This is a genomic window from Thermomonas sp. XSG (genome assembly GCF_014678725.1).
In the GTDB taxonomy this organism is placed as follows: domain Bacteria; phylum Pseudomonadota; class Gammaproteobacteria; order Xanthomonadales; family Xanthomonadaceae; genus Thermomonas.
In genome coordinates, this window is record NZ_CP061497.1 from 926,923 (window position 1) to 948,098 (window position 21,176).

The 21,176-nt window shown below is 69.6% G+C and carries 18 protein-coding genes; 3 read left to right on the plus strand and 15 right to left on the minus strand.

Annotated features, from left to right (window positions below; translation table 11 throughout):
* Window positions 1–138 precede the first annotated feature (138 nt).
* The 5 genes from ICG51_RS04455 to ICG51_RS04475 form a co-directional block, all read right to left on the minus strand.
* Window positions 139–1,377, minus strand: a complete 1,239-nt coding sequence (locus ICG51_RS04455) for an ABC transporter permease (RefSeq protein WP_190281823.1) — start codon at window positions 1,375–1,377, stop codon at window positions 139–141.
* On the minus strand, window positions 1,374–2,084 hold the full coding sequence (locus tag ICG51_RS04460; RefSeq protein ID WP_190281824.1) for an ABC transporter ATP-binding protein: 711 nt from the start codon (window positions 2,082–2,084) through the stop codon (window positions 1,374–1,376). Before ICG51_RS04460 ends, ICG51_RS04455 begins: the two co-directional genes overlap by 4 nt.
* The gene (locus ICG51_RS04465; RefSeq protein ID WP_223809513.1) at window positions 2,084–3,655 is read right to left on the minus strand and encodes an efflux RND transporter periplasmic adaptor subunit; all 1,572 of its coding nucleotides are present in this window, start codon (window positions 3,653–3,655) and stop codon (window positions 2,084–2,086) included. The genes ICG51_RS04460 and ICG51_RS04465 overlap by 1 nt, the downstream gene beginning before the upstream one ends.
* A 99-nt stretch (window positions 3,656–3,754) precedes the next feature.
* On the minus strand, window positions 3,755–4,465 hold the full coding sequence (locus ICG51_RS04470) for a HAMP domain-containing sensor histidine kinase (RefSeq protein ID WP_190281826.1): 711 nt from the start codon (window positions 4,463–4,465) through the stop codon (window positions 3,755–3,757).
* A 16-nt stretch (window positions 4,466–4,481) separates the two neighbouring features.
* Window positions 4,482–5,183 (minus strand): response regulator transcription factor, encoded by a 702-nt coding sequence (locus ICG51_RS04475; RefSeq protein WP_190281827.1) that lies wholly within the window; start codon window positions 5,181–5,183, stop codon window positions 4,482–4,484.
* A 100-nt stretch (window positions 5,184–5,283) separates the two neighbouring features.
* On the opposite strand from ICG51_RS04475, the gene ICG51_RS04480 reads away from it, so the two are divergent.
* Window positions 5,284–5,625: a DMT family protein gene (locus tag ICG51_RS04480; RefSeq protein WP_190281828.1), complete on the plus strand. Its 342-nt coding sequence runs from the start codon at window positions 5,284–5,286 to the stop codon at window positions 5,623–5,625.
* Between the two features lie 81 nt (window positions 5,626–5,706).
* Here the strand turns inward: ICG51_RS04480 and ICG51_RS04485 are convergent, their stop codons facing one another.
* Genes ICG51_RS04485 through nudE form a run of 4 tightly spaced genes read right to left on the minus strand, consistent with a single transcriptional unit; the run spans window position 5,707 to window position 8,165 of the window.
* Complete coding sequence (locus ICG51_RS04485; protein WP_190281829.1) at window positions 5,707–6,012, minus strand: DUF962 domain-containing protein; 306 nt, start codon at window positions 6,010–6,012, stop codon at window positions 5,707–5,709.
* Window positions 6,009–6,836, minus strand: coding sequence for a nucleoside triphosphate pyrophosphohydrolase (gene mazG / locus ICG51_RS04490; RefSeq protein WP_190281830.1), 828 nt, complete (start codon window positions 6,834–6,836; stop codon window positions 6,009–6,011). The genes ICG51_RS04485 and mazG overlap by 4 nt, the downstream gene beginning before the upstream one ends.
* Window positions 6,833–7,624, minus strand: a complete 792-nt coding sequence (gene cysQ, locus ICG51_RS04495; RefSeq protein ID WP_190281831.1) for a 3'(2'),5'-bisphosphate nucleotidase CysQ — start codon at window positions 7,622–7,624, stop codon at window positions 6,833–6,835. The genes mazG and cysQ overlap by 4 nt, the downstream gene beginning before the upstream one ends.
* On the minus strand, window positions 7,611–8,165 hold the full coding sequence (nudE, locus tag ICG51_RS04500) for an ADP compounds hydrolase NudE (protein ID WP_190281832.1): 555 nt from the start codon (window positions 8,163–8,165) through the stop codon (window positions 7,611–7,613). The genes cysQ and nudE overlap by 14 nt, the downstream gene beginning before the upstream one ends.
* Before the next feature lie 53 nt (window positions 8,166–8,218).
* Here nudE and ICG51_RS04505 point away from each other — a divergent pair, with 53 nt between their 5' ends.
* The gene (locus ICG51_RS04505; protein ID WP_223809514.1) at window positions 8,219–9,595 is read left to right on the plus strand and encodes an adenosylmethionine--8-amino-7-oxononanoate transaminase; all 1,377 of its coding nucleotides are present in this window, start codon (window positions 8,219–8,221) and stop codon (window positions 9,593–9,595) included.
* Window positions 9,596–9,647: 52 nt separating this feature from the next.
* Window positions 9,648–10,379: a 16S rRNA (uracil(1498)-N(3))-methyltransferase gene (locus ICG51_RS04510; protein WP_190281834.1), complete on the plus strand. Its 732-nt coding sequence runs from the start codon at window positions 9,648–9,650 to the stop codon at window positions 10,377–10,379.
* Window positions 10,380–10,415: 36 nt separating this feature from the next.
* Here the strand turns inward: ICG51_RS04510 and ICG51_RS04515 are convergent, their stop codons facing one another.
* From ICG51_RS04515 to ICG51_RS04540, 6 genes are all read right to left on the minus strand, one after another.
* Window positions 10,416–10,886 carry a chemotaxis protein CheW gene (locus ICG51_RS04515; RefSeq protein ID WP_190281835.1) on the minus strand — a complete coding sequence of 157 codons (471 nt, stop codon included), beginning with the start codon at window positions 10,884–10,886 and terminating at the stop codon, window positions 10,416–10,418.
* 7 nt (window positions 10,887–10,893) lie between these two features.
* Window positions 10,894–11,871, minus strand: a complete 978-nt coding sequence (locus ICG51_RS04520; protein ID WP_190281836.1) for a chemotaxis protein CheB — start codon at window positions 11,869–11,871, stop codon at window positions 10,894–10,896.
* Entirely contained in the window at window positions 11,868–17,891 is a 6,024-nt protein-coding gene (locus ICG51_RS04525) for a hybrid sensor histidine kinase/response regulator (RefSeq protein ID WP_190281837.1), read from the minus strand. The genes ICG51_RS04520 and ICG51_RS04525 overlap by 4 nt, the downstream gene beginning before the upstream one ends.
* 81 nt (window positions 17,892–17,972) lie before the next feature.
* Window positions 17,973–19,988, minus strand: coding sequence for a methyl-accepting chemotaxis protein (locus ICG51_RS04530; protein WP_190281838.1), 2,016 nt, complete (start codon window positions 19,986–19,988; stop codon window positions 17,973–17,975).
* Between the two features lie 33 nt (window positions 19,989–20,021).
* Window positions 20,022–20,603, minus strand: a complete 582-nt coding sequence (locus tag ICG51_RS04535) for a chemotaxis protein CheW (protein ID WP_190282354.1) — start codon at window positions 20,601–20,603, stop codon at window positions 20,022–20,024.
* Between the two features lie 198 nt (window positions 20,604–20,801).
* Window positions 20,802–21,167 (minus strand): response regulator, encoded by a 366-nt coding sequence (locus tag ICG51_RS04540; RefSeq protein WP_190281839.1) that lies wholly within the window; start codon window positions 21,165–21,167, stop codon window positions 20,802–20,804.
* Window positions 21,168–21,176: the final 9 nt, after the last annotated feature.

Below are 21,176 nucleotides of genomic sequence, written 5' to 3' on the forward strand. Positions count from 1 at the left end.
CGAATTGGCCATTTTGCCACAGGCCCCGCTTCGGGCTTCGTTAATCGACGCCCGCCCGGCCCCGCCGGTCGCAAGGGCCGCAAGCCCGGGGGGTCGCACAGGCCTCTTTCCGCCTGGCGGAAAGAGGCGCCGCCAGTGCTACTGCGCGCGCAGCGCCTCGATCGGATCCAGCAGCGACGCCTTGCGCGCCGGGTAATAGCCGAAGAACAGCCCCGTGCTGATCGAGAACGCCGCCGCCAGCAGCACCACCTTGGCATTCAATTCCACCGGCAGGTTGCCGAACTTTCCGACCAGCAGCGCGCCGACCACGCCTATCCCGATCCCGATCACCCCGCCGATCAGCGAAATCAGCATCGCCTCGGCCAGGAACTGGCGGCGCACGTCGCGCGGCCCCGCCCCCACCGCCATGCGCAGGCCGATTTCCTTGATCCGCTCGGTGACCGACACCAGCATGATGTTCATGATGCCGATGCCGCCGATGATCAGGCAGATGCCGGCGACCGCACCCAGCAGCTTGGACATCAGGTTGGTGGTGGCGGTGCGGGTGGCGACGATCTGGCTGATGTTGCGCACCGCGAAGTCGTCGTCGGCGCCGGGCTCGATCTTGTGGCGCTGGCGCAGCAGGCCCTCGATCTCGGCCTGCGCGCTGGCCAGGTTGCGCGGGTCGTCGACGCCGACCGCAATGCTCTGCACCGCGCCCGGCGGCATGCCCTGTGCGCTCGACAGCCGGCGCCGCGCGGCTTCCAGCGGCACGACGACGATGTCGTCCTGGTCCTGACCGAAACCGCCTTGGCCCTTCGAGCCCAGCACGCCCACCACGGTGAACGGCACCCGGCCCAGCCGCACGGTCTGCCCGATGCCATCCTCGTCGTCGCCGAACAGCGCCTTGCGCACGGTCTCGCCGAGGATCACCGGCTTGGCGCCGCCGCCGTAATCGCCCGCGTCGAATCCCTGCCCCTTGGCGACCTGCCAGTCGTTGATCGCGAACCAGTCCGCCTGCACGCCCTGCCACTGGGTGGAGGCGTTGTTCTCGGCGAACACCACCTGGGTGCCCCCGCGCAGCGACCCGGCGACGTACTGCACGCTCGGCACCTCGCCGCGGATGGCCTCCACGTCGCCTTCGCTCAGGCTCCAGCGGCTGCCCTGCGCCATGCGCGCGCCACCCGCGCCCATGCCGCCGGCGCTGCCGATGTCGAGCCGCTGCGAACCCAGCCCGGACACCATCTTGTCGATCTCGGCCTGGGTGCCCTGGCCGATCGACACCATCACGATCACCGCGGCGATGCCGATGATGACGCCCAGCGAAGTCAGTGCGCTGCGCATCCAGTTGCCGCGCAGGGCGAAGAACGCGGTGCGCAGGATGTCGAGAAAACTCATGCGGCCTCCGCTGCGGCCTGCTCGTGCAGCTCGCCGTCGCGCATCACGTAGGTGCGGTCGGCGTGGGCGGCAACATGGGCATCGTGGGTGATCAGGATGACGGTGTGGCCGTCGTCGCGCAGGCGCTTGAACAGCGCCAGGATCTCCTCGCCAGTCTTGCTGTCCAGCGCACCGGTGGGTTCGTCGGCCAGCAGGATCGGCGGCTGGTTGACCAGCGCGCGGGCGATCGCCACGCGCTGCTGCTGGCCGCCGGACAGCTCGTTGGGGAAATGCGCGGCGCGCGCGCCCAGGCCCACCGCCTCCAGCGCCGCCACGGCGCGGCGTCGGCGCTCGGCAGGCGGGATCTGCGCATAGCCCATCGGCATCGCCACGTTATCGGTGGCGTTCATCCGCGGCAGCAGGTGGAAGCCCTGGAACACGAATCCGATCTTGTCGCGGCGCAGCGTCGCCAGCGCCTCGGCGTCCAGCGTCGCCACGTCCACCCCGTCGCACTCATAGGACCCGCTGGTGGGCGTGTCCAGGCAGCCGATCAGGTTCATCAGGGTGGACTTGCCGGAGCCGGACGGCCCCATGATCGCGACGAACTCGCCGCGGTCGATGCGCATGTCCACTCCGCGCAGCGCCACCACTTCGGCCTCGGTGCCGGCCGAGTACACCTTGCCCAGGCCATGGGTGAGGATGACCGGGACCGCATCCGTGGCCACCATCACTTGGTCTCCGCCGCCGAACGCTCGCCGGAGATGATCAGATCGCCTTCCTTGATGTCGCGGCCGGAGATCTCGGTGCTGCTGCCGTCGCTGGCGCCGACCTTGAGCATCACCGGCTGCGGCTTGCCGCCAACCAGCTTGTACGCCAGCACGCGCTTGGCGCTGAGCTGGGCCTCCAGGCCGGCATTCCATTTGCCGCGCTGGGCATCGTCGAGGGTGGATACGAACGCCCCGAACTGCTGGTTCAGGCGGTCGCGCATGCGCGCGCGCATCTGCGCCAGCATTGCCGGGTTGGCGCCGCCGTTGCCGCCGCCCATGCGCATTCCGCCACCGCCGAACAGCCGGTTGCCGCCCTGCTGCTGGCCCGACGCGCCCTGCTGCGCCTGCGCCTGCGCCATGCGCTCGGCCTGGCGCTTCTGCATTTCTTCCAGCGCAGTGTCGAACGCGGCCTTCTGCTGGGGGTTCAAGTCCAGCGAGCCGGCCAGCGCCTGCAGGTCCTCGCCCATGCCCGGACCGCGGTTGGCGCCATTGCTGCCGCTACCGCCGGCAGGCCCGCCCTGCACCTGCAGTTCGGCCAGCGGCGAACCTTCGGCCGGCTTGAAGCGCAATGCGGCGTTGCCGATCCGCAGCACGCCTTCGCGCTTGCTGACCTCGATCTCCGCGTTCACTGTCAGGCCCGGCAGCAGGGTGCCATCGCTGTTGTCCACGGTCACCACCACCGGGTAGGTGACCACGTTGTTGGTGGTGGTGGCGGCCAGCCGCACCTGCTCCACCACGCCCTTGAAGCGGCGGTCGGGGAAGGCGTCGGCGGTGAAGCCAACGATCTGGCCGGTGCGAACCTGGCCGATGTCGGATTCGTCGACGGCCAGCTCGATCTTCATCTTCGACAGGTCTTCGGCGATGGTGAACAGCTCCGGCGCCGAGAAGCTGGCGGCCACGGTCTGACCCGGCTCGATCTTGCGGGTCAGCACCACGCCATCGACGGGCGAGCGGATCACCGCACGGTCGATGTTGACCTGGGTGTTCTTCAGCGACGCGGTCTGCTGGCGGATCTGCGCCTGCGCGGCGTTGACCTGGGCGCGGGCCTGGTCCAGCGCGGCGCGGGAAAGATCCAGGTCGCTGCGCGCGATCAGCTTCTGCGCCGACAGCGACTGCTTGCGTTCGAAGTCCAGGGTCGCGTTGTGCAGGCTGGCCTGCGCCTGCCGCAGCTGCGCCTGCGCGTTGGCGATCTGCGCGTTGCCCTGCTCCAGCTGGGCCTGGTAGGTGGATGGATCGATCCGCGCCAGCACGTCGCCCTTCTTCACCGGCGAATTGAAGTCCACCAGGATCTCGGTGACCTGGCCGGAAATCTGGCTGCCCACGGTGACGGTGGTGATGGCGCTGAGGGTGCCGGTGGCCGAGATCGCCACCCGGATGTCGCCACGCTGGACGGTCTCGGTCCTGTAACCACCGGCCTCATCCGCAGCGCCGCGTTTACTCCAGAAATACCAGCCTGCGGCCAGCACTGCGATGGCGGCAACGGCCAGGCCGGCCTTGGGGAAGGTGTTGCGGGAACGACGGGGCTGGCTCATGCGGGGCATCGGCAGGGATTGACGGGTGGGAACGCACGGATGTGCGTCCGGTTGACAGCCGCGCATCCTAACCGCGCAGCCCCCGCGGCAACCGTGCCTTCAGTCCCGGTCGGCCTTCCCGAACAGGATGCTGGCCCGCGTCCCTTGCCCCGGCGTGCTGTCCAGCCGCACCGGCCAGCCGCAACGCTGGCCGAGCCGATGGGTAATCGACAGCCCCAGTCCGGAACCCACGTACTGCTCGCCCTCGCCCCGGTAGAACGGCTCGAACGCGCGTGCCAGCGTGGCCGCGTCCATGCCGATCCCGGAGTCTTCCACCTCCACGCAGCCTTCCTTGAGCCGCACCACAACACCGCCGGCGTCGGTGAACCGCACCGCGTTCGACAGCAGGTTGCCCAGCATCACCTGCAGGATCCGCGGGGGCGCATGCAACACCGGCTCCGCCTCCACTTCCAGATGCAGGGCCAGCTGCTTGTGGCGCAGGATCGGGCGGACCCGATCGACCTCACGCTCCACCACTTCCCGCACCACGACATCGTCCACGTCCAGCGGCGCCTGTTCGGAGCGGGCCAGGAACAGCAGTGCATCGATCACGGCTTCCATGCCCGCCACTGCGTCCTGGATACGCGCCAATGAACGCCGCGAGGCGGGGGAAAGCCCGTCATCGTGTGCGATCAGGTCGCTCGCTACCCGGATCACCGTCAAGGGCGTACGCAGCTCGTGGCTGGCGTCACGGGTGAAATCACGCTCGCGCTCCGCCGCCTCCGGTGATGGATTGGCGGCAAAGGGCGGGCGCGGCAGGGCAACGGACATGGGCAGGCTTTCGGCGTCAGTCGGCGAGATCGGCGATCCGATACCCGGCGCTCTGCACGGTATGCAGCAGCGGACGCTCGAACGGCTTGTCCATCACCTTGCGAAGGTTGTACAGGTGGCTGCGCAGCGTATCCGAGTCCGGAAGCTCGTCGCCCCAGATCTCGCGCTCGATTTCCTGCCGGCTGACCACCCGCGGCGACTCGCGCATCAGAATCGTCAGCAGGCGCAGGGCGATCGGGGACAGCTGCAGCTCGATGCCTCCGCGGGTGGCCCGCAACGACGCCGGATCCAGCACCAGGTCGCCCACCTGCAGCACTTCCGATCCCACCTGGCGGCGGTCGCGGCGGATCAGCGCATGCAGTCGCGCTTCCAGTTCGCGGATCGCGAACGGCTTGGTCAGGTAGTCGTCAGCGCCGGACGACAGGCCGGTGAGCTTGTCGTCCAGAGTGTCGCGCGCGGTCAGCATCAGGATCGGGGTTGCCTTGCGGGCGTCACCGCGCAAGCGGCGGCATACCTCGATCCCATCTAACCTGGGCAACATCAGATCCAGCACGATGGCGTCGTAGACGTTCTCCGACGCCAGCCGGTAGCCATCCAGGCCGTCCGCCGCGTAGTCGATCTCGAAGCCGCGGCTCTCGAGGTACTCCCCCACCATCTCTGAGATGTTGCGGTTGTCCTCGACGATGAGCACCAGTCCCGCCTGTTCCTGTTCGCGCATGCGCGCCTCGCTCGAATTAGCTTGCCAAACGATGACGATCCGGAAGTCGAAGCCGCGTGAAGGCGTAATCTGCGCGCTCCCGCGCACACCGCCCGCCCGCATGCCCTACGACCGCCTGATTGCCCCGCTCCTGCTGGTATTTTCCAATGTGTTCATGACCTTCGCCTGGTATGGGCACCTGAAGTACCGGGAGACCGCCCTGCCCAAGGTCATCCTGGTCAGCTGGGGCATCGCGCTCTTCGAATACCTGCTGATGGTGCCAGCCAACCGCATCGGCAGCGCGGTCTACAGCGCGCCGCAGCTGAAGGGCATGCAGGAAGTCATCACCCTGCTGGTGTTCGTCGGCTTCTCCACCTGGTATCTCGGCCAACCGCTGAAATGGAACCACTGGGCCGGCTTTGCCCTGATCGTGGTGGCGGCCTGGCTGATCTTCCTGGAGTGACGACCTGACCGCGGACGCGGCGTACCCGCAGTGCGGGCATGCGCACCACCACCGGCCGGGCGGACGCCTGCCGGACGGGCACTAGAACGGGATGCGCCCGATCAGGATGTCCCGATACATCACCCAGTCGCCGGCAAACGAATAGAACGGGTGCTTGAAGGTGGCCGGGCGGTTCTTCTCGAAGAAGAAGTGGCCGATCCAGGCGAACGCATAGCCCGACAACAGCGCCGCCAGCAGCCACCCCGGGTTGCCGCCCTTGGCCGCCAGCACGATGAAGCCGATGGCGAAACTCGTGCCGACGAAGTGCAGGCGCCGGCAGCTGCGGTTGCGATGTTCGCCCAGGTAGAACGGATAGAACTCGCGGAAGCTGGTGAAGCGCTCGCTCATTGCATGCCCTCCTTCTCCGCCGCCTTGGCCTGCACCCAGTAGCGATCCTGCGCGTCCAGGGGTTTGCCGGCAAGGCCGCCATCGGCGGCGGCCAGCGCCTCCATCGCGCGGAAGCGGCGCTCGAACTTGGCGTTGGCGCGGCGCAGCGCGTTGCCCACGTCAACCCTGGCATGCCGCGCCAGGTTGGCGCAGACGAACAGCACGTCGCCCAGCTCGTCCTCCAGCCGGTCGCGCGCGGCGGCATCGCCGGGATCGGCGGCCACGGCATCGAACTCGGCGCGCACCTCGTCGATTTCCTCGTGCAGCTTGTCCAGCACTGGCGCCGGATCCGGCCAGTCGAAACCGACCTTGGCCGCCTTCTGCTGCAGCTTCACCGCGCGCTGCCATTCCGGCAGGCCGCGGGAAATGCCGGCCAGCGCCGAGGTATCGGTCTCGCCCCTGGCGTCGCGCTCCGCGCGCTTGATCGCATCCCAGTTGCGCAACACCGCGGCACTGTCGCCAACCGCATCGGCGGTCCCTGCGGCGAACACATGCGGGTGACGGCGCACCATCTTGTCGCAGATCGCCGCCACCACGTCGCCGAACGCGAACGCACCGGCTTCCTCGGCCATCCGTGCATGGAACACCACCTGCAGCAGCAGGTCGCCCAGCTCGTCCCTGAGGTCGGCCATGTCGCCGCGATCGATCGCATCGGCGACCTCGTAGGCTTCCTCGATGGTGTACGGAGCGATGGTCGCGAAGTCCTGCTGCAGATCCCACGGGCAGCCGCCGTCCGGGTCGCGCAGCCTGGCCATGATGGCGAGCAGTTCAGCGATGTCGCTCATGCCGGCAGCCGCGCGCGCACCGCGACATCGCCCAGCGCGATGAAGTCACCGTTGAGCAGGGTGTCACGCTGGTTGTAGCGGAACGGCCGGCCGCGCGGATCGAGCACCGCGCCGCCAGCGGCCTCCAGGATCGCCTGGCCGGCGGCGGTGTCCCACTCGCTGGTGGGGCCGAAGCGCGGATACAGGTCCATCCCGCCTTCGGCGATGCGGCAGAACTTCAGCGACGACCCGCAGCCCAGCACCTCGCTGCCCGGCAGGGCGTCCAGCAGCGCCTGGGTGCGCGCATCGCGGTGCGAGCGGCTGGCGGCGATGCGCAGCGGCGAGGCCGCCGGAATGCGTGCGTGGATGGCGACATCGGCATCGCGGTCGCGACGGAATGCACCGTGTCCCGGCATGCCGTGCCAGAGCGCGCCGGTGACCGGCTGCTGGATCACGCCGAACACGGCCACGCCATCCTCGATCAGGGCGATGTTCACGGTGAACTCGCCATTGCGCTTGATGAACTCGCGGGTGCCATCGAGCGGATCGACCAGCCAGAACCGCGTCCACTGCCGGCGCGTGGCGATGTCCGCGCCACTGGACTCCTCCGACAGCACCGGGATGTCCGGCGTCAGTTCGGCCAACCCCGCGACGATGCAGCGATGGGCGGCCAGATCGGCCGCGGTCAGCGGGGAGCGGTCGTCCTTGTGTTGCACGGCGAACTCGCTGTCGTAGACCGAGAGGATCGCGGCGGCGGCCTGGCGCGCGATGCGGATCACGCCATCGCGGAGTACGTCAATCACCTGCATGCTGCTGCAACCATTCGCGGACCATGAACAGGGCCGCGATGCTGCGACCTTCGGAAAAATCATCCTGCAGGATCAGCTGGCCGAGGTCCGCCAGCTTCCACGGCACCAGTTCCAACTCCTCCGGCTCGTCGCCGGGCAGGCGCTGCGGATACAGGTCGCGCGCCAGCACCACGTGGGTCTGGTGGCTCATGTAGGTCGGCGCCAACGTGAGGCTGCGCAGCACGCGCAGGTCGCGCGCCCCGTAGCCGGCTTCCTCCATCAGCTCGCGGTTGGCCGCCTCGAGCGGCGTCTCGCCGGCGTCGATGCGACCTTTCACCAGCCCCAGCTCGTAACGGTGCACGCCGGCCGCGTACTCGCGCACCAGCAGCACGGTTTCGGCATCCAGCATCGGCACCACCGCCACCGCGCCATGGCCGCGTCCGTGCAGACGCTCGTACAGGCGGCGTTCGCCGTTGGAGAACTCCAGGTCGAGCCGCTCCATCCGGTACGGGCCGGCGTCATGCTCGGTGACGTGGTGGATGACCGGCAGGCGGCGGCTCATGCGGCTGCCCCGGCGGCGATAATGGCGGGATGGAAAGCGTTCACGATGCAACCATGATAGCCGCCGCAGATGACTGGCGGGCACGCGACCTGGCCGTGCTCTGGCATCCCTGCACGCAGATGCGCGAGCACCCGCATGCGCTGCCGCTGTTTCCGGTGCAGCGCGGCGAGGGCGCATGGCTGGTGGGGTTCGACGGCAGGCGCGTCCTCGACGGCGTCAGCAGCTGGTGGACCAACCTGCACGGCCACGCCGAGCCTCGCATCGCCGCGGCCATCGGCCGGCAAGCCGGCACGCTGGAGCAAGTGATCCTGGCCGGCTGCTCGCATGCACCGGCGGTGGAACTGGCCGAACGCCTGCTGGCGGTTGCCCCGTGCCAGGCCGGACGCGACCCGCTGGCCAAGGTGTTCTACGCCGACAACGGCTCGGCGGGCGTGGAAGTGGCGCTGAAGATGGCCTTCCATTGGTTCCACAACCGCGGCGTCGAGGGGCGCACCAAATTCGTGGCGCTGACCGGCAGCTACCACGGCGAGACGCTGGGCGCGCTGTCGGTGGGCGACATCCCGCTGTACCGGCGGGTGTACGCGCCTTTGCTGCTGGAAACCCTGTTCGCGGCGTCGCCGGATGCCTTCGGTGCGCGCGACGAAGCCGAGGCCATCGCCTGCGCCGAGCGTGCCGCCGACGCCCTGGCCGACCTGCTGGACGCGCACGGCGGTGAGGTCTGCGCCCTGATCGTGGAGCCGCTGCTGCAGTGTGCCGGCGGCATGCGCATGCACCATCCCCGCTACCTCCAGCGCGCGCGCGCGCTCTGCGATGCACATGGCGTGTTCCTGATCGCCGACGAGATCGCCACCGGCTTCGGCCGTACCGGCAGCCTGTTCGCCTGCCAGCAGGCAGGCATCCAGCCGGATCTTCTCTGCCTGTCGAAAGGACTGACCGGCGGCTTCCTGCCGCTGTGCGCGGTGCTGGCCACGCAGGCCATTTACGACGGTTTTCTCGACGATTCGCGCGAGCGCGCCTTTCTCCACTCGCACAGCTACAGCGGCAACCCGCTGGCCTGCGCGGCGGCGCTGGCCTCGCTGGACATCCTCGAGGGCGAAGACGTGGTGGCGCGCAACCGCGCCACCGCGGTGAAGATGGCCGCACTGAGCGCGCCGTTCCGGGCGCACCCGGCGGTGGCGGAAGTACGCCAGACCGGGATGGTGGTGGCGATCGAGCTGCATCCGGAAACCGGCAACGGCGAGGACGGCCACGCGGTGGAGATCGCCGGGCGCCGCGGCCTGCGCATGTACCGCGCGGCGCTCGAGGCCGGCGTGCTGCTGCGCCCGCTGGGCGACGTGCTGTACTGGATGCCGCCCTATTGCATCGACGATGCGCAGCTGGAGCAGCTGGCGGCGGCCACCCGCGCCGCGCTGGCGGAGGCATCCACGTGAATCCGACCCGCATTCCCACGCGCCGCCGGGCGCGATCCGCGAGGGCAAACCCATGCGCCTGACCCGCAGCTTCGTCGCCCAGCCGTTGCCCGTCGGCAGCACCATCGCCCTGCCCGAGGACGCCGCCGCCCATCTGGTGCGGGTGCTGCGCCTGCAGGCGGGGGATCCCTGCGTGTTGTTCAACGGTGACGGCTTCGACTGCGACGCGCGCATCGCCTCGGTCGGTAAGCGCGAGGTGCTGGCGGACATCGTCGCCAGTCGCCCGGTCGACAACGAATCGCCGCTCGCCATCACCCTGCTGCAGGGCATCGCCCGCGGCGAGAAGATGGATCTGATCCTGCAGAAGGCGACCGAGCTTGGGGTCACCCGCATCCTGCCGGTGTCCAGCGAACGCAGCGAAGTGAAACTGGATGCGCAGCGCGCCGACAAGCGCGTGGCGCACTGGCGCGAAGTGGTGGTATCGGCCTGCGAACAGAGTGGTCGCGCCCGCGTCCCGGAAGTGGCCGCGCCGCAGCCGTTGGCGCAGGCCGCGGCGCTGCGCCAGGGGCGCGGCTTCATCCTCGATCCGTTTGCGCAGCAGGCACTGTCGGCGCTGCAAGGCAGCGAACTGCCTGCCTGCACGCTGGCCATCGGCCCCGAAGGTGGTTGGTCACCGCGCGACCGCGAACAGCTGGTAGCGGCGGGATTCGAGGGACTGCGGCTGGGCCCGCGCATCCTACGCACGGAAACCGCGGGCATCGCTGCGATTGCCGCGCTGCAGGCGATGGTTGGGGATTTGGGCTGACACTTCCCGGCCGCCGCTGCGGCCGGGCGCCATCTCTCAGGCAGCTGCCGCCAGCGCGGCGTGCAGGTGCTGCTCCAGCGCGGCCAGGTCCGGCACCATCGCGTCGTTCTCGTTCAGGCGCACGCGAGCCAGCACGCCGGCTGGAAGCCCGTCGCTTTCCTCCTGCGTCGCCAGCGTCTCCTCGGTCACCGTCACCAGCCGCGGGAAGCCCTGGGTCAGCAGGGCGAAGTAGGGCCGCTTCGGATTGCCGCCCAACGCCTTCAGCACGATCACCTTGCTGCCCAGGCCGCCCTGCTCGTCGGCGATGCCGGCGAAGCGCGCGAACGACACCAGCGGCAGCTGCCAGCCGCGCCAGCGGATCCGGCCCAGCAGCCAGTCCGGCGCGGCCTCCAATGGTTCCGGGGCGGCGTAGGACAGCACCTCGGCGATGGTCGCGTTGGGCAGCAGCAGGCGTGCATCGGCCACCTGGATGAGCACGCCACGGATGATGTATGCGATGTCGGACATGGAAACCTCAGGCAGGCCAGCGTTGCAGCAGTTGACGGGACATCCCGGCGAGGCTGTCCGCTTCGCCGCCGCGTGCCGCCAGCGCCTGGCTGGCGGCGGGATCAAAACAGTTCTCGGTGGCCTGCCCCAACGCCAGGCCGCCGGCCATGCGCATCGCCAGCGCGGCGTCGACCAGCGCCGGCGCCGCGCCGCTGAGCAGCAGCATGGCGCTGTCACCGGGTCGCAGTGCCGCGAATCGGGGTTCACCGGCAACCTCCACGAAGTGCAGGCCGGCCGGCGCCTCGCCGACGTCGAGGTGGTCGGGCATCACGTGGACGTGGCCGCGGCGCAGCGGTTCACCGGCACTGGCCAGCACTACGGGCATGCGTGCGGCACGCTGCATCTGCCGGACCAGGCGATCGTACTGGCCGCCTTCGATGCGCTGCCGCAGCAGCACGGGGCGCGGAAAATCCTCCGGCAGTTCGCCGAGCAGCTGGCGCACCGCGTCCGGCCCGCCGATACCGGCCGCAACCACCACCGCGCCATCCGGCAGGGCAACTGCCGAGCCCACCGCCGCCGGTGCGAGCGGTTGCAACGCCGCCACCTCCATCGTGAGGTCGTGCATTTCCTGTTCGAAGTCGCGCGCCGGGGCGCCGCCGGGCGGCGCCGGCAGCACGTCGCGGTGGCCCTGCAGCTTGGCGGTCAGATGGCGCGCCCAGCGTGCCGCTTCCCAGCCATCCCGGCGGGCCGCCACTTCGGCGTCGTCGAACAGCACCAGCAGAGACGGGTCGGCCAGCACCGCGTCGAACTTCTCCAGCGCCGCTTCGGCAACCGGATCCAGCACCACCAGCACCGCGTCCGACGCGGCCGCGCGAACCTGCGCTTCGTCTGCGCCGGCCGGGTCCAACACCCCCGCCAGCACCGCGCCGGCCTGTCGCAGCGCCGCTTCGGTGCGGTCGCGCGCGGCCCCCGCCCGTGCCAGCACCAGCACGCGGCGCGCGCTCATTGCTCGGTTCCGGCGCCCGCGTGCTCCAGCCCCAACAGCTCGAACACGTTACGCATCAGCTCGACTTCCTGGTACGGCTTGCCGAGGTAACGCTCCACGCCGATCTCGAAGGCGCGCTGACGATGCTTGTCGCCGGTACGCGACGTGATCATCACGATCGGCACGTCGCGCAGGCGCGGATCCGCCTTCATCGCGGTCGCCAGCTCGTAGCCATCCATGCGCGGCATTTCGATGTCCAGAAGCATCAGGTCCGGCACGATGTCGGCCATCCGCTCCAGCGCATCCAGGCCATCCTTTGCCGTGGCCACCTCGAGGCTGTGGCGCTCCAACACGCGACCGGTGACCTTGCGCATGGTGACGGAGTCGTCCACCACCATGACCAGCGGCACCCGCCGCTGGGTGCCGGCAACGTGGGTGACCTCGTCATCCGCCGGCGTCGCCGCGGCCTGACGACGCACCAGCGGTGCCACGTCCAGGATCACCACCACGCGGCCATCGCCCATGATGGTGGCGCCGAAGATGCCCGGCACCGAAGTCAGCTGCGGACCGCCGGTCTTGACCACGATTTCGCGGCTGCCCAGCACCTGGTCGATCGCCACCGCCGCGCGCAGTTCGCCCGAGCCGACCAGCAGCAGCGGCATCTGCAGGTGCCCTTCGGCACGCGCCGGCGCGGCGCCGACCAGCGTGCCCAGGTCGTGCAGCACGTAGTCCTCGCCGCCATACCGATAGCTGCCGCCCTGCTTGGCCAGATCCTCGCGGGCGATGCGGCCGACGCCGCGCACCGAGGCGATCGGCACCGCGTACTCGGTTTCGCCGATCTTGACGAAGACCGCCTGCGTCACCGCCAGGGTCTGCGGCAGGCGCAGGGTGAAGACCGTGCCCTGGCCGGGTTGCGAAGCGATATCGATGGTGCCGCCCAGCTGGCGGACCTCGCTGGCGACCACGTCCATGCCGACGCCACGGCCGGCCAGCCGGCTGACGGTTTCGGCGGTGGAGAAGCCGGGCTGCATGATCAGCTGGTCGAGCTCGACGTCGGTCAGCTGTGCGTCCGCGGCAACCAGCCCGCGCTCGACGCCACGCGCCCGGATCGCCGCGCGGTTGAGGCCCGTGCCGTCGTCGGAAATCTGCAGGACCACTTCAGAACCTTCGCGGCGCACCGCGACCCGGATGCTGCCCTCTTCCGGCTTGCCGGCGGCGCGGCGCGCCTCCGGCGCTTCCAGTCCGTGCGCGATGGCATTGCGCAGCATGTGCTCCAGCGGGGCGGTCATGCGCTCCAGCACGTTGCGGTCGAGTTCGCCCTGCGCGCCATCCAGCTTGAGTTGCGCCTGCTTGCCCGTTTCCGCGGCGGCCTGGCGGATGACCCGGCGTAGACGCGGTACCAGCGAGTCGAACGGCAGCATGCGCGTGCGCATGAGGCCTTCCTGCAGATCGGAGCTGACTCGCGACTGCTGGGTAAGCAGGGTTTCGTACTGGCGGGTCAGGTCATCCATCGACCCGTGCAGGCTCTGCAAGTCGGCCGCCGATTCGGCCAGCGCGCGGGAGAGCTGCTGCAGGGTGCTGAAGCGGTCGAGCTCGAGCGGGTCGAAGGCTTCGTTGCCGGTGTCGTGCTCGCGCTGGAAGCGGGCGATGATCTGCGCTTCGGTTTCCGAATCCAGGCGACGCAGCTGGTCGCGCAGGCGCAGGTTGGTCTGCTCCATTTCAGCCGCGGTGCTGCGGAACGCGGCCAGCTGCTGTTCCAGGCGCGCACGGTAGATGGCGACTTCGCCGGCGTAGTTCACCAGCCGGTCGAGCAGGTCGGCGCGGATGCGCACCTGTTCCTGCGGCGCGCGCACGCCGATGTCCTCGTCCTCGCCGAACCCGTCCTGGCCCATCGGCGCGGACAGCGGCTTGAGTTCGATCTTCGCGGCGGGCTGCGCCGCCTTCGCCGGCCCGGCGCCGGCAGCCGGCACGGCAACCGTGGCCGGACGCTGTTCCGCACGCGCGTTGAATTCCTCGATCAGCGCTTCCGGCATGCCCAGCGCGCGGCGCGCGGCGATGCGCGTGATCATGCCGTGCAGGCGGTCGAAGCCGCGCTCCAGCAGCGGCACGCCGTCAGTACCGAAGTCGACCTTCTGCGCTGCCACCGCCTCCAGCAGCGACTCCATGGCGTGGCCCAGTTCGCCGGCGGGCATCATGCCGGCCATGCGCGCACCGCCCTTGAGCGTGTGCAGGTCGCGCTGCAGGCCCACCACCAGTTCGTTGTCGTCCGGCGTCTCCCGCAGCTTCGCCAACAGGCCGTCGGAGTGGTCCAGCAGGTCGCCGGCTTCCTCTACGAAGATGTCGACCAGTTCCAGATCCAGCTCGCTGGTATCCAGCGCCTCGTCAGGATCTTCACTGGCACCGGCGGTCGCCTGCAGCGCAGCCAGCGCAGCCTGCTCGCGTGCCCTGGCAGCGGCGGCGGCTTCGGCAGTGCGACGTTCCGCCTCGGCGCGCTCGGCCTCCGCGCGGCGCGCGGCGGCACGTTCGGCCTCGAGACGCTCTGCCTCGGCGCGCGCGGCGGCGATGCGTTCTGCTTCGACGCGCTCGGCCTCGCGCCTGGCCGCCTCTTCCGCGGCGAGGCGCTCGGATTCCGCGCGCGCCGCTTCTTCGGCAGCAAGGCGCTCGGCCTCGGCCTGCTCGGCCGCGAGCCGTGCGACTTCGGCTTCTTCCGCAGCGATGCGTTCGGCCTCCTGGCGCGCGGCCTCTTCCGCCGCGAGGCGCTCGGCTTCGGCCTGCTCGGCCGCGACACGCGCAGCCTCCGCCGCTTCCGCGGCGATGCGCTCGCCCTCGAGCCGCGCGGCCTCCTCGGCCGCCTGGCGTTCGGCTTCTTGCGCGGCAAGGCGCTCGGCCTCGGCATGGGCAGCTGCCTCCGCGGCAATCCGCTCCGCCTCCTGATGCGTGGCTTCTTCCGCTGCCAGACGCTCGGCTTCAGCCTGTTCGGCCGCGGCGCGCGCGGCTTCCGCCGCTGCGATGCGCTCGGCCTCGGTGCGGGCGTTTTCCTCCGCAGCGGCGCGTTCGGCCTCCTGACGGGCTGCCTCTTCCGCGGCGAGGCGCTCGACCTCGGCCTGCTCGGCCGCGAGACGTGCAGCTTCGGCTTCCGCCGCGGCAATGCGTTCGGCCTCCTGGCGCGCGGCTTCTTCCGCAGCAACGCGTTCGGCTTCCTGGCGCGCAGCCTCCTCCGCCGCCAGACGCGCGGCTTCGGCCTGCTCGGCCGCGAGACGTGCAGCTTCGGCTTCCGCCGCGGCAATGCGTTCGGCTTCCTGGCGCGCAGCCTCTTCCGCAGCGAGGCGCTCGGCTTCGGCCTGCTCGGCCGCGAGACGTGCAGCTTCGGCTTCCGCCGCGGCAATGCGTTCGGCTTCCTGGCGCGCAGCCTCCTCCGCTGCCAGACGCTCGGCTTCCGCCTGCTCGGCCGCAAGACGTGCAGCTTCAGCTTCCGCCGCGGCAATGCGTTCGGCTTCCTGGCGCGCAGCCTCCTCCGCCGCCAGACGCTCGGCTTCCGCCTGCTCGGCCGCAAGACGTGCAGCTTCAGCTTCCGCCGCGGCAATGCGTTCGGCTTCCTGGCGCGCAGCCTCTTCCGCAGCGAGGCGCTCGGCTTCCGCCCGCTCGGCCGCGAGACTCGCGGCATCGGCTTCGCCATCCATGGGGGATCCGGCCTCGACGAACGGCAGACTGGCCTCGGGCAATGCATCGCGCAATGCCGCCATCCGTTCCGCCAGCGCCGTGAACACCGGCACCTGCGCCGGGCTTTCCTGCAATGCGCGGGTCGAAGCTCGCACCGCCTCGGCAACCGCGCCCAGCGCCGCGACGCCCTCGGCGCCGGCGACCGCATGTGCGGCCAGCAGGCGCTTGGCATAGCCTTCGGCAGGCGCGGTGAACGCGGTCACCGAGGGCACCTCGGTCATCGCGAAGGCGCCATTGAGCGTGTGGATGGCCCGTACCAGCGCATCGGTGGCCACGGCATCGCCGGTACGCGCCTGCGCCAGCCAGGCATCCACGGTTTCCAGATGCCCGCCGACCTCGGTGCCGAGGATCTCCAGCAGCACCGGATCGACCGCGACCACCTGCGTGCCCGCTTCCACCGCCACAGCCGTTTCCTCGGCCGCGTCGACCTGTACCGGCGCGGCCTGCGCCGTCGGCGGCGCAGACATCACCACGTCTTCGCCCGCCGCCAGCCTGTCGGCGATCGCCTCCATTGCCGGGATGTCGACGGCGACCGCGCTTTCCCCACGCAGGGCGGCATGCAACTGCGGCAGCACGCCGCGCGCCTGACCCACGTATGCGACCACGGCATGGCTGGCCGGACGCGAACCATCCAGCACGCGGTTGAGCATGTTCTCGACGTGCCAAGCGAACTCGCCCAGCACCTTGGCGCCGACCAGACGGCCGCTGCCCTTCAGGGTGTGGAACACGCGGCGGATCGGACGCAGCGTGTCGGCATCGTCCGGGGTCAGCTTCCAGACCGGCAGCAGGCCGTCCAGGTTGTTGATCTCGTCCTCGAATTCCTCGAGGAAGATCTCGCGGATCTCGTCATCGATCTCGTCGCCGGCGGATTCGAAGCCGGCCGCCATTGCCACCGTCGCCGGGGCGACGCTGACCGCCACCTCGGCAGGTGCTGCAACGGGTTCCTCCTCGGCAACCATCTCGTCCTGCGCTTGCGCGGCAGGAGCGCTTGGCAGGGCCTCGGCGTCCTCGATGGCCTCGGCTGCCTCTGCATCCGGCGTCACGGCAGGCGCGGCAGGCGCGGCAGGCGCAAGCTCCGGCAGCGGCCAGTAATGCAGTGCTTCCAGGCTGACGCGGGTTTTCTCCAGCAGGTCCAAGCGCTGGCCATGCGGATCGTGCAGGGTCTCGAGGAAGTACTCCATGCTGGACAGTGCGTCGGCCAGCGTATCGAGCTGGCGCCCGCCGGGCACCTGCGCGCGGTCGATCAGTTCCACCTGGCTGTAGCGGCGCAGCGCTTCCAGGTAGGCCGCCGGCTCCGGGCGCTCGAGCATGCGCATCGCGCCCGACACTTCGGCCAGCAGCCGCGGGACGGCTTCCAGCGCGGAATGGCTCCAGTCGGTTTCGACGAAGGCCACGAACGCATTGCGTACTTCCGCGAAGTTGGTCACTGCGGCGCGCGTCAGCGCCCCCATGACCTTCCGCGATTCCTGCGCCAGCAGGCCGCCGGCATCGCCTTCGGCGCTGCCGCTGCCGAGCTGGGCCACCTGGTCGTCGAGCGAATGGTCGATGTAGAGCAGCGCACCGGCGACTTCCAGCAGGTCGCTCTCCGCCGGCGGCCGCACGCCACTGGCGATGTCGTGGACGATCCGGCGCTGCTCCTGCACCACGCCACGGGCGCTGTCGAGACCGAGCATGCCCAAGGTATCGCCGATCCGGTCCAGTGCCTCCGCCTGTGCCTGCAGTTCCTGCACGTTGTCACGGCTGCCGCGCAGGTGCAGGTCGAGCGCATCCTTGACCTTCAGCAGGTCTTCCTTGATCGCCGTGGACACCGTGTCCAGCAGCGCGCGGTTGCGCCCGGCCAGGCTGCCGCGGGCGTGTTCCAGCTCCGCCTCGGTGGGCGCATCCAGCAACCGCGGCAAGGCCTCCTGCCCCAGTGCGGGGACGCCACGCGCGGCGCGCAGTTCGTTGATCAGCGGCAGCAGCACGATCGGGATGTCGCGGTGCCCGCCCTGCAGGCGTTCCAGGTAGTCCGGCAGCTGCACCATGCCGCGCATCAGCACGGCCAGCGCCTCGTCGCGGTCGCCGGTGGCACTGTCGCGCAGCGCGGTGGCCAACTGCTCCATCTCGCCGGCCACCATCGCCGGCGCCTGCAGCTCCAGCATCTGCAGCGTGCCCTGCACCTGGTGCAGGTGACCCATGCAGGTTTCCATGGGCAGCGGATCGCCGGGGTTGTCGGCGAAGCCTTCGAGTTCGATCCGCGCCTGGCGCAGGGTCTCGTCGATCTCCGGCTTCACCCAGCCGAGCGCGGTGTGGTCGATGGCATCCCGCAACGCCGTGGTCATGGCGCGGCTCCGTCACGGCCCGGCAACGCGGGGCTGGCCTGGAGGGTGTTGTTCATCCCGATCCCTGTGTTCCGGCCGGCGTCAGGCGGGCAGCTTGAAGTCGGCGACCGAACGACGCAGGTCGGCGGCGAGCTGGGCCAGGTTGCCGATCGACTCGGCGGTCTGGCTGGCGCCCTGCGAGGTCTGCGCGGTGATCGACTGGATGGTGTTCATGGTCTGGGTGATGTTGGAGGCAGCGTTCGACTGCTCCTGTGCCGCCACCGAGATGCCCTCAATCAGTCCCGACAGGTCGGACGACACCTTTTCGATCTCGCCCAGCGCGGTCCCCGCGTCCTCGGCGAGGCGCGCACCGGCAACCACTTCCGAGGTCGTCTGTTCCATCGAGGACACCGCTTCGTTGGTATCCGCCTGAATGGTCTGGACCAGCGATTCGATGCGCTTGGTCGCGCTGGAGCTGCGCTCCGCGAGTCGCTGCACTTCGTCCGCCACCACCGCGAAGCCGCGGCCCGCTTCACCCGCCGAAGCCGCCTGGATGGCCGCGTTCAGCGCCAGGATGTTGGTCTGTTCGGAAATGTCGTTGATCAGTTCCACGATCGAGCCGATTTCCTGCGAGCTCTCACCCAGCCGCTTGATGCGCTTGGAGGTTTCCTGGATCTGGTCGCGGATGCTGTCCATGCCGGCGATCGTCTGGCGCACCACGCCGGCGCCGTTGGTCGCGATCTGCACCGAGCGGCGCGCCACCTCGGCGGAGTCGGCGGAGTTGCGCGACACCTGGTTAATGCTGGAGGCGATCTCGTTGATGCGGTCGGTGGCGGAGTTGATTTCCTGCGCCTGGTGCTCGGCCGCATCGGCCAGATGCATGGCGGTGGCCTGGGTTTCCTGCGCGCTGGCCGCGACCTGCACCGAAGTGTCGTTGATGGTGGCCACCAGGGTGCGCAGCTGTTCCACCGCGAAGTTGATCGAGTCCGCGATCGCGCCGGTCATGTCCTCGGTCACGGTCGCCTTCACGGTCAGGTCGCCTTCCGCGAGCGAACCCATTTCGTCCAGCAGGCGCATGATCGCCTCCTGGTTGCGGTCGTTCAGTTCCTTGGTGGTCTGGTAACGGACGCGCTGGGCACGGTTCAGGGCCCACAGCAGGCCGGCGATGGAGATCAGCGCCAGCAGGCCGGAAAGGATGCTGACCCAGACGCCACCAAGGATGCTGGTGTCCTTCAGCGAGCCGAACTGGGTGAAGGAGGAGAACAGGCGCTCGCTGTCTGTCAGCAGCTTGTCGGAACCGCTGGCCAGCGCGGAGGCGGAGGCCTGCGCGCCGATCAGCTTGCGCGAGTCGCCGACGATCGCGTCGAGGTCCTTCTTCATCCCCTGCCACAGCGTGTTGGACTGGCCGAGCGGGCCGATCGCGCCGGCCGCGCTGACCTTGACGATGTCGCCGCTGCCGTTGATCAGCGCGTTCATCTGCCGGTCGAACACCGCGGCATCGCGGCCCAGCGCGTTCGCCGCCACCTGGGCACCGTCGCCGCCGGCGCGCAGCTCGGCGATGCGCTGCGCCATGCGCGAACTGATGTTGGCCTGCTGCAGCGCCGCGCTCACCTGCGCGGAATTGGCACCACCGGAGACCAGGCCGCGCAGCACCTCGTACAGCTGCGCCTGCAGCTGCGGCACCTTATTGGTGAAGCTGTCGGCGCGGCCGGCCAGCGCCAGCACCGCCTGTTGCGAGCCCAGCACTTCCTCGGCGCGCTTGGTCAGCGGGTTCCAGGTTTCGGTGACGGTGCGGATCGGGGCCGCCACGTCGGCGGCGTCGCCGAAGCGGTCGTTCAGCCACTTGATGTCGCCGTCGATTTCTTCCTTGGTCGCCTTGAACGCTTCGAACGCCTGCACGTTGCCGTCGATCGCTTCCCGGCCCTGGTTGGCGAGGCGCTGCGAGTTCAGCTGCAGGCGCGATGCCGCGGAACTGGCGCCGCCGAGGCGCGAAGCCTTGGTGGTGGCGTACAGAGTATTGCCGGCGAACACCACCAGCGAGCCGATCAGCAGCCAGATCCAGAAGTTGGTGCTGAGATTGCGGCCCTTGCCGGCGGCGGAATCCATCAAATTGCTCATTGTGCGACCTCGGCTTACTTCGGAGTTCCGCGTTTAAGCGGCGGCTTGTCGGAATTCGGGGGTGCGGGCGAGGCGCTCGAGGCTGAACACGCCCCAGTCCTGTCCATTCATGCGGTAGGCGCGATCGACGAAATGGGCGTAGCGACCATCCGCCACCGCGTCGGCATCGATGCCCTGCTCTTCGACGAAACTGCGCTGGCCGTAGAGCTCGTCGATGGTGACGGCGACATCGCCGCCGGGCTGGCGCACCACCAGCACGCGCTGGCGTTCGTGCAGCACGGTGCGCTCGCCGTCGAGGAACTGCTTGAGATCGACCACCGGCAGCAGTGCGCCACGGATATTGGCCACGCCCAGCATCCACGGCTGCGCGCCGGGGACATGGGTCAGCGACGGCATCGGCAGGATTTCCACCACTTCATCGAAGCCGGAAGCCAGCCGGTGCGCTCCGACGCGATAGGCCACGCCGCGCCACAGGCCGGGGGCATCCAGCTGTTCCGGCAGGCCGGCAACGTGGGCAAGGCTGCGCTGTTCGTAATCGGCCAGCACCAGGAACGGCGAACGCCTCTCGCCGCTGGCAGGCTGTACCCATTCCGGGGCGGCAGCGGGAGCGCCCACGGGCACCGGCCCGGCTGCATCTAGATCCTCGTGCGCACCCGCGGAGACGACTGGCTCGGACCGCTCCTCTTCCGCGTCGTCGCCTGCGTCCTCGTCGTCATCCACCGCTGCGGCTGCGGCCAGCGAGGTGGCCGCCGGCACCGCTGCGGCCTGCTGCGGGCGGAACTTGTGCTTGTGCTTGCCGCGCTTGGCCATCGGTCAGCGCCCGAGCAGTGCGTCGATGCGCGCGACCAGTTCGCTTTCGCGCGGCGGCTTGACGATGTAGTCCCTGGCGCCCTGGCGCATGCCCCAGACGCGATCGGTTTCCTGACCCTTGGTACTGATGATGAGTACCGGGATATGGCTGGTGTCGGCATCGCGGGTCAACGCGCGGGTCGCCTGGAAGCCGTTCATGCCGGGCAGGATGATGTCCATCAGGACGAGGTCGGGCTTGTCGCGCTTGCAGCTGGCGATGCCGTCCTCCGCGTTGGCGGCGGTGGTGACCTGATGGCCGTTGCGTTCCAGCAACTGGACCATGACCGCGGCTTCGGTCGGCGAATCCTCGATCAGCAGAATGCGTGCCATTGGTGCCCT

What these genes read in the sequence shown, in the direction of transcription:
- ICG51_RS04455 (WP_190281823.1), bottom strand. Translation starts at nt 1,377, where the DNA reads ATGAGTTTTCTCGACATCCTGCGCACCGCGTTCTTCGCCCTGCGCGGC.
- ICG51_RS04460 (WP_190281824.1), bottom strand. Translation starts at nt 2,084, where the DNA reads ATGGTGGCCACGGATGCGGTCCCGGTCATCCTCACCCATGGCCTGGGC.
- ICG51_RS04465 (WP_223809513.1), bottom strand. Translation starts at nt 3,655, where the DNA reads ATGAGCCAGCCCCGTCGTTCCCGCAACACCTTCCCCAAGGCCGGCCTG.
- ICG51_RS04470 (WP_190281826.1), bottom strand. Translation starts at nt 4,465, where the DNA reads ATGTCCGTTGCCCTGCCGCGCCCGCCCTTTGCCGCCAATCCATCACCG.
- ICG51_RS04475 (WP_190281827.1), bottom strand. Translation starts at nt 5,183, where the DNA reads ATGCGCGAACAGGAACAGGCGGGACTGGTGCTCATCGTCGAGGACAAC.
- ICG51_RS04480 (WP_190281828.1), top strand. Translation starts at nt 5,284, where the DNA reads ATGCCCTACGACCGCCTGATTGCCCCGCTCCTGCTGGTATTTTCCAAT.
- ICG51_RS04485 (WP_190281829.1), bottom strand. Translation starts at nt 6,012, where the DNA reads ATGAGCGAGCGCTTCACCAGCTTCCGCGAGTTCTATCCGTTCTACCTG.
- mazG (WP_190281830.1), bottom strand. Translation starts at nt 6,836, where the DNA reads ATGAGCGACATCGCTGAACTGCTCGCCATCATGGCCAGGCTGCGCGAC.
- cysQ (WP_190281831.1), bottom strand. Translation starts at nt 7,624, where the DNA reads ATGCAGGTGATTGACGTACTCCGCGATGGCGTGATCCGCATCGCGCGC.
- nudE (WP_190281832.1), bottom strand. Translation starts at nt 8,165, where the DNA reads ATGAGCCGCCGCCTGCCGGTCATCCACCACGTCACCGAGCATGACGCC.
- ICG51_RS04505 (WP_223809514.1), top strand. Translation starts at nt 8,219, where the DNA reads ATGATAGCCGCCGCAGATGACTGGCGGGCACGCGACCTGGCCGTGCTC.
- ICG51_RS04510 (WP_190281834.1), top strand. Translation starts at nt 9,648, where the DNA reads ATGCGCCTGACCCGCAGCTTCGTCGCCCAGCCGTTGCCCGTCGGCAGC.
- ICG51_RS04515 (WP_190281835.1), bottom strand. Translation starts at nt 10,886, where the DNA reads ATGTCCGACATCGCATACATCATCCGTGGCGTGCTCATCCAGGTGGCC.
- ICG51_RS04520 (WP_190281836.1), bottom strand. Translation starts at nt 11,871, where the DNA reads ATGAGCGCGCGCCGCGTGCTGGTGCTGGCACGGGCGGGGGCCGCGCGC.
- ICG51_RS04525 (WP_190281837.1), bottom strand. Translation starts at nt 17,891, where the DNA reads ATGACCACGGCGTTGCGGGATGCCATCGACCACACCGCGCTCGGCTGG.
- ICG51_RS04530 (WP_190281838.1), bottom strand. Translation starts at nt 19,988, where the DNA reads ATGAGCAATTTGATGGATTCCGCCGCCGGCAAGGGCCGCAATCTCAGC.
- ICG51_RS04540 (WP_190281839.1), bottom strand. Translation starts at nt 21,167, where the DNA reads ATGGCACGCATTCTGCTGATCGAGGATTCGCCGACCGAAGCCGCGGTC.